We start from the raw sequence: 14,257 nt of genomic DNA on the forward strand, positions 1-14,257 counted from the left end.
GTGAAAGCAAATGCTAAATTTTTCAGAAGTATATTTTGAGCTTATTCTTTATGAAAGTGACGTGTAAAGTATTTTACTACTTCCACAATAGGAATTATAGAAAGTGACGCTAAAATTATGATTGTCCACTGCTCAAAGTTTAAAGAGGTCAGTTTGAATAATTCTCTAAGCGGTGGAACTATTAGCACTACAACCTGAAGCAAGAATGAAGCTATAAAAGCAAGGTTTAGGTATTTGTTAGAAAATACTCCCATTTTAAATAGCGAATTGATGTTTGAACGCACATTGTATGCATGAGTAAGTTGTATGAGGCTCAGTAGCATGAAGGTCATGGTGATGGCAGTGTTGTGACCATATAATTTGTTTCCAATAGAGAATACTAGCAATGTTATCAAGCCTTTTAAAAAACCTTGATACAGAATTGAAAAGCCAAGCCCACCAGCAAATATATTTTCTTGAGTTTTCTTCGGCTTTCTTTTCATTACATCACTTTCTGCTTTTTCCATACCGAGTGCTAAAGCTGGGAAAGTGTCAGTCACAAGGTTTACCCAGAGAATATGAATTGGGTATAATACTACCCAGTTTAAAAGTGTTGCAAAGAACAGTGTTACAACTTCTCCAATATTTGACGAAAGCAAAAATTGAATGGTCTTTCGTATGTTGTCATAAATCTTTCTTCCTTCTTCAACAGCTGCAACAATTGTTGCAAAGTTATCATCTGCTAAGATAACATCAGAAACATTCTTTGTTACATCTGTTCCTGTTATTCCCATGCCAATTCCAATATCAGCTGCTTTCAAAGCGGGTGCATCGTTCACTCCATCACCTGTCATAGCGACTATTTTACCATGACTTTTCCACGCTTTGACAATTCTTAATTTGTGCTCTGGAGACACTCTTGCGTAAACTTTTACCTCTTTTACTTTTTCCCTTAATTGCTGATCATCTAATTTTTCAATTTCACTGCCTGTCAGAACCTGCGAAAGTTCGTCGTTGTCTGTATCAATTATCTTCAATTCTTTTGCGATTGCTACAGCTGTGTCTTTGTGGTCTCCTGTTATCATCACAGGTGTGATACCTGCTTGATAGCATACCTCAACTGCATTGTAGGCTTCTGGGCGTGGTGGGTCTATCATTCCAACAAGTCCTATGAAGATGAGATTGTCTTCAATAGCATTTTTGTCCTCTAATTGAGTTCTATCAATTTCTTTGTATGCAAAAGCTAAAACTCTAAGGGCATTGGAGGACATTTCTTTGTTTGCCTGCAAGATCCTATAATGCATATTTTCGTCAAGAGGTAATATTTCATCATTTACCATTGCAAACTTGCATTTGTTAATTATTACATCTACAGCACCTTTAGAAAACACAAAAAGTTTCTCATCATTTCTAATTTCATGCACAGTTGTCATCATCTTTCTGACAGAGTCAAAAGGTATTTCGTAAACTCGCTTTAATACCTTCTCAATTGCATTCTTGTTAAAGCCTTTTTCAAAGGCGAATTTTACCAAAGCAATTTCAGTCGGGTCACCAATAAAATGAGGATGTTTATTAATCAAGTCTACCTTTACATCATTGCAAAGTGCCATTATGTGAAGCAAAGTCTTTGTTGTATTATCTTCATGTTCAAAGTTCTCAACAAGGTTATCATTGCAATAAATTTTTACAACATTCATCTTATTTTGAGTAAGTGTCCCTGTTTTATCAGAACAAATAACTTCTACTCTTCCTAAGGTTTCAATCGAAGACAGTCTTCTTATGATAGCATTTCGTTTTGCCATTTTTTGAACACCAATTGCAAGGACAATTGTTACCACAGCAGGAAGACCTTCAGGAATTGCAGCAACAGCCAATGACACAGCTGTTAAAAACATTTCAAACGTCTCTCGACCGTAAAGAAGTCCTGTCACAAAAACAATAAAGGCAATTGCGAGTATTCCAAATGTGAGATATTTGCCAATTTCTTCTAACTTCTCATGAAGAGGAGTTTTGGTGTCAATTGTAGACTGGATATTCACAAAGTTTGCAATTTTGCCTATCTCTGTTTTCATTCCTGTTGCAACAACCACACCTTTTCCTCGACCATATGTTACAATAGTTCCCATGAAAGCCATATTAGTCCTTTCTGCAAGAGGAGTTGACTCGTCAAGAACATTGTTTGCCTCTTTTTCAACAGGAACAGATTCTCCAGTTAAAGCTGACTCATCAATTTTAAGATTAACACCTTCGATGAGTCTTAAATCTGCAGGGACAATATCCCCCGCTTCAATCTCAATTATATCTCCAACTACTATTTCATCGGTTCTGATTTGCATCAAATGTCCATCTCTGTAGACTTTGGCATAAGGCATATTAAGTTTTTTTAGCGCATCTATTGCTTTTTCAGCTTTCAGCTCTTGCGCGACTCCAAAGACTGCGTTGATAAGCAGGACGGCTACAATAATTACAGCATCTGCTGCCTCGCCAAGAAGGATTGATATGACTGCAGCAGCAATGAGTACAAGTACCATCACGTTTTTGAATTGCTCCAAGAAAAGAACAAATAATGATTTCTTTTTTCCTTCTTCAATTATATTTTTTCCGTACACTTTAAGCCTTTGTTCAGCTTCTTCGGATGAAAGTCCATTTAGAGTGGTTTTGAGGTTTTCCAAAATTGTTTCTATGTCCTTTGAGTGAAAATTAGAGATGTTTTGGTTCAAGTTTGAATTCCCCCTCCTCATGAGTATTTTATAGAGTCTTTAGTTTTTAGAAGTTCCCCATCAAAAACTATTTTGGTTTTAAAATCATCTTTTTAGAAGGCAAATAAAAAAGACTTTTAACATGTGATGCAAATTATCACATGTTAAAAGTCTCGCACGCCCTTTTTTGGGCCCTTATCCCCAGAGAAGGCGAAAAAACCTTCTCGCGAATGTTGAGGATAAGGCTTTTGCGGTGCTACTCCCTTTTAACATAACCAAAAGGAGGTAGCAGTATTTAATTGTGTATTATATTCTACCTTAAGAAAGTGAAATTTTCAAGCCGTTTTTAAAATTTATGTAAAAGACTTAGATGCCAGAATTAGTTATAAAATCTATATTGTTTCAAACTATGGATTGAAATTTTGAGATACTCATCTTAAAATTTTTCAATAGAAAAATTGATAACAACTTGTGGCTTTGCACTGAGAGGGGGAAGGCAGGGTGAAAGGGCAAAAAAGACCTCTACAAACTTTTTTCAAATCTTTGGCGCTTACCTTAGCAGCACTCACAGTATTCTCTATAGGAGCTTTGGGTGGAACAATTGCAGCTTATATTAAAGCCATTCCCCCTGGAACTTTGGATGAGATTGTACAAGATACAATAAATAACACTACAATAATATTTGATGAAATGGGCAGAGAGGTAGCTACTTTAAACAGGGGACAAAGTGGTATTAGAGTTTCATATAATCAAATTCCTAAAGACCTCATAAATGCTTTTATTGCAATTGAGGATGAAAGATTTTGGTATCACAATGGAATTGATATAAAAAGAATTATCGGAGCTTTTATTCATAATCTTCAAAGAAGAAGCTTATCTGAAGGTGCAAGCACAATAACACAACAACTTGTGAGAAACAAGCTTTTGATGTTTGAAAAGTCATTTAAGAGAAAGATACAAGAGCAATATTTAGCAATTCAGCTGGAAAAGAGACTTACAAAACAGCAGATTTTGGAAGAGTATTTAAATACAATAAACCTTGGAAATGGTGCTTATGGGGTTCAAGCTGCTGCATACACTTACTTTGGCAAAGATGTCTCAAAACTGTCCTTGGCTGAATGTGCGCTAATTGCAGGGATAACGAAAAATCCTTCTTACTACAATCCATTTAAGTTCCCTGATCATGCGAAAAAAAGACAACAGCTTGTACTAAAGAAGATGTTAGAGCTGGGGTATATCACCGAAGAAGAGTATTATCAAGCAATTAACCAAAAGCTTGTATATGCAAAAAATAGCAACAGAAACTTGCTGCCGTACAAACATCCTTATTTTGTGGATTCGGTTATAGATGAGGCGATTAGAATACTTCAAATGCAAAGGGGAATTACACAAGAAGAGGCAGAGGACTTGGTCTATGGCGGAGGACTTAAAATTTACACAACATTGGACAGTAGTATTCAAAGTGTGATGGAAGAGGTTTTTTCAGATTCAAATTATATGCCAACAGTGAGGTATTATGACAAAAATGGGGTTCCACAACCGCAAGCAGCAGCTGTGCTGATTGATTTTAGAACAGGGGCTGTAAAAGGTATAATGGGCGGAAGAGGGAATATGAATGCGGTTCGACTTTTTAACAGAGCTACCATGTCTGTACGCCAGCCAGGCTCTGCAATAAAACCTATTGCTGTTTATGCCTTAGCTTTAGAAAGGGGCTATGGTCCATGGAGTGTTATATTAGATGCACCTTTTTCTATTGGAGGATATGCACCTAAAAACTGGTATGCAAATAAAACTGGCTATAGTAGCTACAAAGGTTATATGACCCTAAGACAGGCTCTTGTATGGTCGGCCAATGTACCAGCAGTAAAGCTTGCATACAAGTTGGGTGTTCAAAATGTTTATGAAAATCTCCAAAAATTTGGATTTACTACTTTGACAGAGGAAGACAAAAATAACTTGTCCATTGCAATTGGTGGTTTTACCTATGGAGTAAAACCAATTGAGCTGACAGCTGCGTTTGCAGCAGTTGCAAATGGAGGAGTGTATATAAAACCACATTTTATAACAAAAATAGAAGATAGATACGGCAATACTATTAATGAGTATAGTTATGAGCGCAAAAGAGTGATGGAAGAAAAAAATGCACAACTTTTGACTGATATGTTGCAAAGTGTAGTAAAAACGGGTATAACAATTGGTACAAGTTTTAATTATCCAGTTGCTGGCAAGACAGGTACAACTGATGATAACAAAGACAGATGGTTTGTAGGCTATACACCAGATTATGTTTTAGGTGTGTGGGTAGGAGAAGATGAGCCAAGGCCTTTGGACTATCTTGATGGAACAAATCCTGCGGTGAAGATTTTTAAAGGAATTATGGATAAGATTGTGAGTGAAAGAGGAATAAAACATTACTTTACAAAGCCATATGTGGGGTATAAAGGGTATGTGTATAAAAGTAGTTCCAGAACATATAAACAAAATGTTAATACCTCTCCTTCAAATTCTGGTACACAAATTTTAAATGTTACTGCACCTTCTGCTGGCAGTATAAACTCAAATTCAAAGGAGGACCTGAATAGTAAGATAACCCAGCAAGAACCTTCCCAAGCAAAAGTTCAAAATTCATCAGGACAGAATGGCACTCAGTCAATTCTCCAGCAATTTAAAAACGGAGAGGCTATAAAACAGTCCAACACTGCACCTTCTCAACAAGCCAAGTTGAATAGTAAAGCTTCAAATGAAATTACTGAACCACAGACGATAAAGAATAATTCAGCAGCAGGAACACAAACCAATGATATACAAAACTCGTTTCCTCAATCTAATGAACAAACTGTAAGTGACGATATTTACAGCCACTAAAATTGGTTGAAAAGCGTAATTTGTAATTTACACAGAATATTGGCAAATTACGCAAGTGGAGTGAGATAAAATGCTTTGAAATGCACATATAAGATGCAGTTGATTCAAAAATGGGAGATTTTAGAGCCTGCCATTGCGTAGCTTGCCACTTGATGAGTAAGTGAAAGTGGTACTGCTACGTAAAAATATATAAAAATTTTACCAAAAGAGAAATTTTTATGAAGAAGCGTTTAGTTGCTGTACTTATTCTTATTATATTCTTAGTAGCAGGCTTACTAATTAGTTCTTATTACAAATCAACAGTAGCTGGAGCAAAGCAGGTTTTAACCTATATCAATAGTGCTGAGCCAAGATATTTGGATCCTGCAAAAAATACTGCCTAAGATGCAGCAAATATCCTATAGTGATATTAACGATACAAACTGGAGTCATAAGAAATACGATGCATTGATTGATAAAGCCAAAAAAACGGTAAATCCAAAAGAAAGAATGAAATATTTAATGCAAGCAGAGAAAATTTTGATGGACGAAAGTGTTATTATACCAATTTATTTCTATTCAAAGGCGTATTTACTAAGAGATTATGTAAAAAATTACTACATGTCTCCACTTGGTTTTAACTACCTTATGTACGCTAAGATTGAAAAGTAAATAAAAATAGAAAAATACAAAAAGGGAAGGGCTATGATTTAAAAAAGTTCTTCTCACCTGTTCTACATACATGAATATTGCTATTATTTATGATTGCTCCTCATGTTTCTGCATATCCTCAGTAGATAAAAATCAGTCTTACTATCTGCTTTGATTATTCCAAAATATGGCATGACGCTTAGAAAATAAATTTCCTTTCCCCAAACGACTTTTCAAAATATCTCTGCAAAAAGTATTTATCACATCCTGTTTTTGTACTTTTGGTTTCTTGGAGTTTATTGTTAGTCGGGTTACAAATTGAAGATTGTTTTAAAAGGTCCCTGAAGTTTGGTGAAAGAAATTATATAATCATATAATAAAACCTGGCAAAAAAAAAAAACATTATATGGAATTTAATGGAAAAACTAACCTTCTGGCAAATGTGAAGGGCAGAAAAAGAAGGCAAGGAGGTTTTTGTTTTCTACATGCTGCAAACATTTGAAAAGTAATAATTATGTGCTTTGTTGTTAGCCTTAAATGCACAAATGCAAGCTATTCAAGGCAATATTTGACTTGAAAAAAAGGCAGCTGGTAAAGATTAATGCCAGGTGCTTTTTGTTTTATACAAAAAATTTTTAATATCGTTTAACCATCAATGTGGAAGGCTAATTTTTTTATGTTAGATTTCATTTATTTTATTTGTTTTTTTCACAATAGCTTTATTGTTTTTTATAAAGATTTAACCTAAAGTTTTTACTTCAATTTTAGAATTGTCTTTAATTATTGGTTCTACTTTGTATTGGGGATTACCAGGTAGATTAGTATCCTATATATATTCTAAGGCTCAATGGAGTCATGATTTATTAAGCTTTTGTTAAGGTGGGAGGAGCAGTTATGTATGATGTGGTCGAAGAGAAAATCAAACAATATGAAAAATTGTTAATTGAAATGTGGACTGCATCTGAGAAGTATCTTGGCAGAACTTCTGTCCAGTTTTTATTAGAAAGAGTTGTATGGGAACTTTCAGCAGAATACAAGGAAATAGAATTACTTTACTTTGATGAAAATGAAATATCATGTAAAGAGATATTAACAGTTTTAAAGAAAAACCCAGAATATCCTGTAGACGGAATGTTTAGGCAGTTTATCACAAGTTACGTTGAGATTCTGAGTAGGTTGATCGGTAGTGAAAATGCAGGTAAGCTCATGGAAATACTACGCCAGGAAATGAATGAGGTGTGTTTTGATTCAAGGAAGGGCAAAGAAGATGGAAAGATTGAAAACGGGGTATTAAAAATCTTGACCGTATTCTTGATGGAGGCATACCGTTGTATTCGTTTAACATTGTTTCTGGTGCGCCAGGCAGTGGAAAAACAATATTTGTTCAAAATATAGTGTTTAACAGTGCAAGAAATGGACTTAAGAGTTTATACTTGACAACTATTTCAGAATCACAATTTAAGATGGTAAGACATTTACAAGAATTTGAGTTTTTTCTGACAATTTACTTGGCGACAAGTTTATTTATGCAGACCTTGGAGAAGTTGTGCGCAAACAAGGACCTAGTAAGATTTTAGGGTACTTGACTGACATGGTAAAAAAGTACAAGCCTAACATAATTGTGATTGACAGCTTTAAAGCTATAAGGGACATATTCCCTGACGAAAAGACTTTTAAGGCTTTTGTTTTTGATCTGGCTGCTGCATTGTCAATATGGGAAGTTACTGTGTTTCTTATAGGTGAGTATGAAGAAAAAGAATTAACTGTCTTGAGTGAATTTGCAATTGCGGATGAGATTTTTCATCTTTATGGACAGGAGGAAAAGAAGTTCCAGAAAAGATATTTGCGTATCTTAAAGATGAGGGGGACTTCTTTTGAACAGGGCGAGCATTTGTTTGAGATTACTCCTGCAGGGATAAAAGTGTATCCCAGAATAAAACCGGCTGGAGAAGAGCTTCAGTATGAAGTCAAAGCGGAGAAAAAAGGATTTGGAATCAGAGATTTGGACGAGATGCTAAATGGTGGCCTACCAGAAGGAACTATTACTATCATCTCAGGTGGGACTGATACAGGCAAGACCACGCTTGCTCTTAAATTCTTACTTGAGGGGGCTGAGATAGGCGAGAAGGGATTATTGCTTTCTTTTGAGGAACCTCTTGCTTAGCTTAAGAGTAATGCCCATTTTCTCGGGATGGGAAATGGATAGATATTTGAAAGATGGTCTTTTGGATATCAGGTTCATTTCTCCAATTGAACTTGGTGTAGATAAGCATGCTTTTAAAATAATGGATATGATAGAAAAAGATAGAGTTGAGAGGTTTGTGATTGATAGCATATCTTCTTTTGAAAGCAGTGTATCTGATATCCAGAAGTATAAAGATTACCTTTGGGCAATAGCACAGGAACTCAAAAGGAGGCATATTACTACAATATTTACTGTACTTAACGAGGACCTGTTTTCGCCATTAGTAATTACTAAAGCTCAAATATCATTTATCGCAGATAACATAATTGGGCTAAGATACGTCGAAAGTGAGTCAAATATCAAAAAAGCTCTTGGAATCCTCAAAGCACGTGGAATTAATCACAGCCGCGACCTCAGAGAATATGAAATTACACCAAACTGAATAAGCATTCTTGAAAAATTAGATAAGGCAAATATGTTGAAATGAGGTGCTGATATATGCCAACAAATCTTTTACTAAGTGTTTCATTAAAATATTGGCAGGATTTTCAGGATACTCTTGCTAAAGCAACAAACACCAACATTTATATATTTGATGCAAATGCCAATCCTTTTTCTAAATTCAGCCAACAAGTTGAAGTATGCAAAGATGTAAACGAAGGGAATAAGGTCTGTAACGAAAAGTGTATTCATTTTTACAAAGATGTACTGAATTCCATAGAAGACGAAGGCATATTTACCTGTGCTTATGGAGTTAGACTCTGTGCCTATCGATTGGAAACATATGCTCAAAAGATAGGTTTCCTTATTGTTACACCAAATGGGAACCTGGCTGGAGCGAATATGGAAGAAGAGAACGCTTTTGTTGCCAAAGCCAATAGTATTTACCAAACGATAAATGAAGTTTTAAAGGCTGTTCTTGAAAAGAACCTTTTAGGGCTGCGTAGGCTTGAACTAAATTGTATTTATGAGATTAGTCGGCTGATGATTTCCACTGTAGAGCTCGACAAGGTTTAAGAACTCATAATAAACTCCTTAATAATAATATACAAGATTGAACTGGGGTTTATTGGTCTACGAGAGGGCGACAAAGTCAAGATAGCACAAGCTAAAGGCGAGTATGGACAACTTTTGGTTGGAAGGAGTGGTCGATGGTTCATCCAGTGATTGAGAAAATTTTTTCAACGGTAGAACCATCACTTTTACACATTGATGAATTAAAAGCCTTAGATGGTTTTACTGAATTAGAAATTAATATTGAAAACAAAATTATGATTTATCCTCTGTGGACCTCTATTGGTGCTGTAGGCTTCTTGGGCATAATGTTTTCACCTGACTCAATAGATGAAAATGACAACAGAAATCTCCAGATATATATAAACTTTGCTGCAATAGCCTTGGCTAATGCAAAGATTGTAAGCCGCTTAGAGAAAGAAGCTGAAACAGATTTTTTGACAGGTTTCTTTAATAAACGGACCATTCGAAACATATAGATTAGTGAACTTGAAAGGGCAGTTAGATACAGACTTCCTTTGGCAGTTATTTTCCTTGACATTGATGACTTTAAAGCGTACAACGACACCTTTGGTCATGTGGCTTGCGATGTTATGGTACAAAAAACAGCAGAGATAATAAAGAATTCTATAAGGACTGTAGATATTGCGGGGCGCTTTGGTGGTGAGGAGTTTGTGATTATTCTTCCTGGGACAGATGAAGAAGGTGCAATTGCAGTTGCAGAGAGAATTCGAAGGGCTATTTAAAATATCCTTTTCCTCATAGGAAAGTGACTGCAAGCTTGGGAATAACATTAGCAAAAAGCGGTGACTCAGTCGAGTCCTTATTGGAAAGGGCAGATCAAACACTATATCAGGCAAAAAAGAAAGGGAAAAACCGCTGCTGTTTAGCTGTATAGAAAGCTGTTGTGTTACTTTAATTATTTTAAAACAAATAGTTTTTATCCAAAACTAAAAAACTCTTTCAATGATAAATTTATGATAACACTGGGTGAGAGGCTACAATGTTTACATTTTTGAACGATACTCCGGTAAATTTAGGATTACTAAAAGCTCTTTCAGATTTCCAAACAAAATTTAATATAGATTATCTGAATATTGGTGTGATTGATGCTAATAAAAAAATATACGAAGCTTACAAATTTTGTAAAACTGGTGACTTTCAGCTTTCATATTTGCAGGAGAACAATGTTATTCATGTTGCCTACAACAACTTAAAACCTGTATATCATGTTGTTGAAAGTGATGACCCTATTGTTCCAATAAATAAAAGTTTTGTGGAAGAAATATGTATTCCAATAAAAGTAGAGAGTCCAAAAGATGTTATTGTTTATGTATACTTTGGGTTTGCAAATAAAACTGAAGAAGTTTCTAATATACTCTCTTCATTTTTTACTACATTCAATCTATTTGAGGTATACTCTTATGCACTTCTAAAATATTGTCAATTAACAGATATTGAAAGAATTTCAAAACTTCTTATGGTGCTTGAAGATAGTGTAAAATTTAATCAACCATCTATCAGGTTACACGGTTTCAATGTAGCGTTCTGGACTATTGAAATAGCCAAAAAACTGAATTTTCCACAAGATGAGTTTGAAAAACTTCATTATGCAGCCTTGTTGCATGATATTGGAAAGATAAGGGTAAGAAGTAGTATAGTAAATAAAAAAGGACCGTTGACAGAAGATGAGTATAAAGAAATTAAAAAACACGCTGAGTATGGATATATAATTACAAAGGAACTATTTGGTGATGTTTACCCTGATATTCCTTTATGGGTGAAACATCATCATGAAATGTATGACGGAAGCGGTTACCCTTCTGGCTTGAAAGGTAATGATATTCCTTTTCCAAGTAGAATTATTAAAGTTGCAGACGTAATAGATGTTTTGTATTCTCCAAGGAGCTATAAACAAAATGTTTCTGTTGACAAAATAATTGCAGAACTCAAAAGATGTAGCAGAAAAGACTTTGATCCAGAAGTTGTAGAAGCAGCACTGCAAGTAATTGACGAAAGGATTGTATTGCCTATGGACATATTAAAAGCAACTGGTGAAAAAATTTTGCCTGCAAATCTTTCATTACGTACTTACGAAGATGTATTCAATTTTGATGGATATTTTTACTTTAAAGAAGATCAAAGTTATTTTAAATCTACTAATGCTGTCAAAGACACAAAGGATTTGTGGAACTTGCTTTCAGCTTCTTTGGTGGTGGAAGTACTAAATTCAATATATGAGTATGAAGTTGATGTATTTCCAGTGGATGAAAATACTTATCTTGTTTCCAATATTAGACTTCTTGAGAGAAAACGTTTTGTATCAATATTATGGGACTTAGAAGCACATTTAATTACACAGGATGAGAAAAGTATCACAGTTAAGGTCAAAAGACTTTCTGGTGATTATGTGTTATTTGTATGCGAAAATGCGTATGCTTTTGACGCGAAGAATTACTACAAATTAGTACTACAATTTGAAGATGGAGAAATACTGATTTTAAATGGAAGGATTACTTATAGTTACCCTGCTTCTCATGAATATTCGTACTATAGATATACATTTGCTAATATTGGAGAGGCAACAAGAGATAAGTTATTTAGACAAATTTTCAAAAAGCAGGTTGCTTTGAGAAGACAGTTGAAACAGGTACAAGACAAAAAATAGTCAGTTCAAAACTATTGCAGTGGTGTATAATAAAAATTATAGGGTCTCTAAAAATCTTAGACTTAAAAAGAGTGGGCGCAAACAGGTTATTGCCAATAGTAAGGAATAAGTAGCAAGAGGCTTTAGAAAGGTAATCTAAAAAATGCAACGTTAATTTTTTAACAAAGGAGGAAAAATGAAATTGAAAATTGGTGTTATAAGTGATACTCATGGCGATTATAAATCCTGGGAAAAGGCCTGGAGGTTTTTAAAAGATACCGAGGTTATATTTCATGCAGGTGATGTGTTGTACCATGGTCCGCGCAATCCAATTCCTGAAGGGTATAATCTAAAGGAGCTTTCTAATGCGTTAAATACTTGTCCTATTCCTTTAGTTGTTGCACAGGGTAACTGCGATGCTTTTGTGGATCAAATGATGCTTGATATACCTATACTAACTCCGTATGTTTTTTCTGTAGTAAATGGTAAGAGATTTATGGTCCAACATGGGCATGATATTTCGGATGAGGAGATTAGTAAATTGGCTCAGAAATATAAGTTAGACTTTTTCATAATAGGGCATACCCACATTCCGCTGTTAAAAAGAATTGGCAACTGTGTGCTTATTAATCCGGGTTCCACATCACTTAGCAAACGAGAGGACAAGATTAATTCAATAGGAATTATTGATGATGAGAAAGTTCAGATAATAGACTTAGAGACAGGAAAAGAGATTTTGGTTCTTGAAATAGATTAAATACAGCCTTTTTCATCATCATCTTAAGCATCCTGCAAGGCAAGATAAACTTTCGAAGTATACTGCAATTGCTATTCTTACTTTTGGCATCTTTCAAAGAAGTAGTTTTATCACATAAACAAACTTTAGAGTTGACAAGAAGATAAATGAAAGTGATTTTTGAAGAATAGGATGATCAAAATGAATTATTTAAATATCTACAGCACCGTTATTAACAACTTTCTTAAGAAAAACAAAAATGCTTATAATCTTATTAAACTTGGCATCTTCATTGGCAAAAACTATGTAAAGTTTTTTCCTGATAAAAGGTTGCCAAAATCGCTAAGATATTTACATCAAATTACATTTGACTGGACATATAAAGGAATGACAAGTAAAAGATGTGTTTGGGTTAACCTATTTGCACCAGCTGAAATTTTGCTTGCATTTAATCTGGATCCAATCTTTGTTGAAGCAATATCTGCTTTTATGTCTGGGCTTGGACTTGAAGATGAGCTAATTTTAAGGGCAGAGAGTTTTGGTATAAGCGAGAGCTTTTGTAGCTTTCACAAGGTGTTTATTGGTGCTGTACTTTCAAACCTTTTAAAAAAGCCAAAATTCTTGGTTGCAACATCAAGTATTTGTGATGCAAATTTAAACACGTTTAGATTAATTTCGGAAAACTTAAAAATTCCATTTTTCTTTTTAGACGTTCCAAGAGAATACTCTAAAGAGGCAAAAGATTATTTGAAACTGCAGCTAAAAGAGTTGGTTAGCTTTGTTGAAAAAGAAACAGGGTCCAAGCTTGATTTACATAGATTGTCGAGGATAATCCAAATAGAAAACCAAGTAAGAAGCCAAATGAAAGAGTGTTTAGAACTTCTTGGGAAAAAGCAGATACCTACCACCCTAACATTTGAGATGTTTATGCTTTATACATCTCATACATTTATTGGCAAGGAAGAAACGCTGAAGTTTTACAAGATGCTTGTAGAGGACTTGAGAAATGCAAAAGCGAGAGATAAAAAGGGAGTGTTTTTTATACATACTCTTCCTATGTTTGAGGAGAATTTTAAAAATCTTTTTAATTTTAACAAGGATTTGACTATCATTGGTATGGATTTGAACTATGATTTTTTAGAAAAGTTGCCGACAGGCGACCCAATTGAAGCGCTTTCTATAAAGCTTTTGAAAAATCCGTACAATAGTGATTTTGAGAAAAGAATTGAACACATAAAGAAGCTAATTTCTTTAACCTCACCCGATGCTGTAATTCAGGTCTGTCAGATGGGTTGCAAGCAGTCGATAGGATGCAGCATGCTGTTTAAAGAGGAGTTTAAAAAGCTTGATATTCCGTTTACCTTTATAGACGTTGATTGTGTCAATAAGAAAAATAACAATCATGGTCAGATAAAAACTCGTCTTGAAGCATTTTTCGAAAGCATCAAGTAGGGGGCTTACTTTTATGATAGCTTATGTTTGCAAATATACACCAATTGAAA

General features: G+C 34.7%; 15 protein-coding genes. 14 read left to right on the forward strand and 1 reads right to left on the reverse strand.

Annotation, left to right across the window (positions count from 1 at the left end; all coding sequences use genetic code 11):
- Positions 1 to 41: 41 nt before the first annotated feature.
- Complete coding sequence (locus H964_RS07245) at positions 42 to 2,699, reverse strand: calcium-translocating P-type ATPase, SERCA-type (RefSeq protein WP_039766170.1); 2,658 nt, start codon at positions 2,697 to 2,699, stop codon at positions 42 to 44.
- 480 nt (positions 2,700 to 3,179) lie between these two features.
- On the opposite strand from H964_RS07245, the gene H964_RS07250 reads away from it, so the two are divergent.
- The 14 genes from H964_RS07250 (at position 3,180) to H964_RS07285 (ending at position 14,207) form a co-directional block, all read left to right on the forward strand.
- A complete protein-coding gene (locus H964_RS07250) occupies positions 3,180 to 5,543 on the forward strand; it encodes a transglycosylase domain-containing protein (protein ID WP_039766173.1) in 2,364 nt (787 codons plus the stop codon).
- A gap of 218 nt (positions 5,544 to 5,761) precedes the next feature.
- Positions 5,762 to 5,926: a hypothetical protein gene (locus tag H964_RS12390; RefSeq protein ID WP_156823674.1), complete on the forward strand. Its 165-nt coding sequence runs from the start codon at positions 5,762 to 5,764 to the stop codon at positions 5,924 to 5,926.
- Between the two features lies 1 nt (position 5,927).
- Positions 5,928 to 6,194, forward strand: a complete 267-nt coding sequence (locus tag H964_RS07255; protein WP_228369971.1) for a hypothetical protein — start codon at positions 5,928 to 5,930, stop codon at positions 6,192 to 6,194.
- Between the two features lie 873 nt (positions 6,195 to 7,067).
- Positions 7,068 to 7,568, forward strand: coding sequence for a hypothetical protein (locus H964_RS07260; protein ID WP_011915967.1), 501 nt, complete (start codon positions 7,068 to 7,070; stop codon positions 7,566 to 7,568).
- Complete coding sequence (locus tag H964_RS13530; protein ID WP_307189057.1) at positions 7,502 to 7,750, forward strand: ATPase domain-containing protein; 249 nt, start codon at positions 7,502 to 7,504, stop codon at positions 7,748 to 7,750. Before H964_RS07260 ends, H964_RS13530 begins: the two co-directional genes overlap by 67 nt.
- Positions 7,720 to 8,337, forward strand: a complete 618-nt coding sequence (locus tag H964_RS13230; protein ID WP_202804054.1) for an ATPase domain-containing protein — start codon at positions 7,720 to 7,722, stop codon at positions 8,335 to 8,337. The genes H964_RS13530 and H964_RS13230 overlap by 31 nt, the downstream gene beginning before the upstream one ends.
- Positions 8,338 to 8,371: 34 nt before the next feature.
- Positions 8,372 to 8,800 carry an RAD55 family ATPase gene (locus H964_RS13235; protein WP_202804055.1) on the forward strand — a complete coding sequence of 143 codons (429 nt, stop codon included), beginning with the start codon at positions 8,372 to 8,374 and terminating at the stop codon, positions 8,798 to 8,800.
- Positions 8,801 to 8,856: 56 nt separating this feature from the next.
- Entirely contained in the window at positions 8,857 to 9,375 is a 519-nt protein-coding gene (locus H964_RS12685) for a PocR ligand-binding domain-containing protein (protein ID WP_083931474.1), read from the forward strand.
- A 134-nt stretch (positions 9,376 to 9,509) separates the two neighbouring features.
- Positions 9,510 to 9,851 (forward strand): hypothetical protein, encoded by a 342-nt coding sequence (locus H964_RS12690; protein ID WP_083931476.1) that lies wholly within the window; start codon positions 9,510 to 9,512, stop codon positions 9,849 to 9,851.
- A gap of 39 nt (positions 9,852 to 9,890) precedes the next feature.
- A complete protein-coding gene (locus H964_RS13240) occupies positions 9,891 to 10,118 on the forward strand; it encodes a GGDEF domain-containing protein (protein WP_162151437.1) in 228 nt (75 codons plus the stop codon).
- Between the two features lie 23 nt (positions 10,119 to 10,141).
- A complete protein-coding gene (locus tag H964_RS13535) occupies positions 10,142 to 10,270 on the forward strand; it encodes a GGDEF domain-containing protein (RefSeq protein ID WP_083755726.1) in 129 nt (42 codons plus the stop codon).
- Positions 10,271 to 10,375: 105 nt separating this feature from the next.
- Positions 10,376 to 12,040: an HD-GYP domain-containing protein gene (locus H964_RS07275; protein WP_039766179.1), complete on the forward strand. Its 1,665-nt coding sequence runs from the start codon at positions 10,376 to 10,378 to the stop codon at positions 12,038 to 12,040.
- A 181-nt stretch (positions 12,041 to 12,221) separates the two neighbouring features.
- A complete protein-coding gene (yfcE, locus tag H964_RS07280; protein WP_039766182.1) occupies positions 12,222 to 12,776 on the forward strand; it encodes a phosphodiesterase in 555 nt (184 codons plus the stop codon).
- 180 nt (positions 12,777 to 12,956) lie between these two features.
- Positions 12,957 to 14,207, forward strand: a complete 1,251-nt coding sequence (locus H964_RS07285; RefSeq protein WP_039766184.1) for a 2-hydroxyacyl-CoA dehydratase subunit D — start codon at positions 12,957 to 12,959, stop codon at positions 14,205 to 14,207.
- Positions 14,208 to 14,257: the final 50 nt, after the last annotated feature.

The organism is Caldicellulosiruptor sp. F32, assembly GCF_000404025.1.
GTDB lineage: Bacteria > Bacillota > Thermoanaerobacteria > Caldicellulosiruptorales > Caldicellulosiruptoraceae > Caldicellulosiruptor > Caldicellulosiruptor saccharolyticus.

Bases quoted from the DNA above. Each gene is read 5' to 3' on its own strand.
- H964_RS13235 (WP_202804055.1), top strand. From the start codon at position 8,372: ATGGATAGATATTTGAAAGATGGTCTTTTGGATATCAGGTTCATTTCT.
- H964_RS12690 (WP_083931476.1), top strand. From the start codon at position 9,510: ATGGTTCATCCAGTGATTGAGAAAATTTTTTCAACGGTAGAACCATCA.
- H964_RS12685 (WP_083931474.1), top strand. From the start codon at position 8,857: ATGCCAACAAATCTTTTACTAAGTGTTTCATTAAAATATTGGCAGGAT.
- H964_RS07275 (WP_039766179.1), top strand. From the start codon at position 10,376: ATGTTTACATTTTTGAACGATACTCCGGTAAATTTAGGATTACTAAAA.
- H964_RS07285 (WP_039766184.1), top strand. From the start codon at position 12,957: ATGAATTATTTAAATATCTACAGCACCGTTATTAACAACTTTCTTAAG.
- H964_RS12390 (WP_156823674.1), top strand. From the start codon at position 5,762: ATGAAGAAGCGTTTAGTTGCTGTACTTATTCTTATTATATTCTTAGTA.
- H964_RS07260 (WP_011915967.1), top strand. From the start codon at position 7,068: ATGTATGATGTGGTCGAAGAGAAAATCAAACAATATGAAAAATTGTTA.
- H964_RS07255 (WP_228369971.1), top strand. From the start codon at position 5,928: ATGCAGCAAATATCCTATAGTGATATTAACGATACAAACTGGAGTCAT.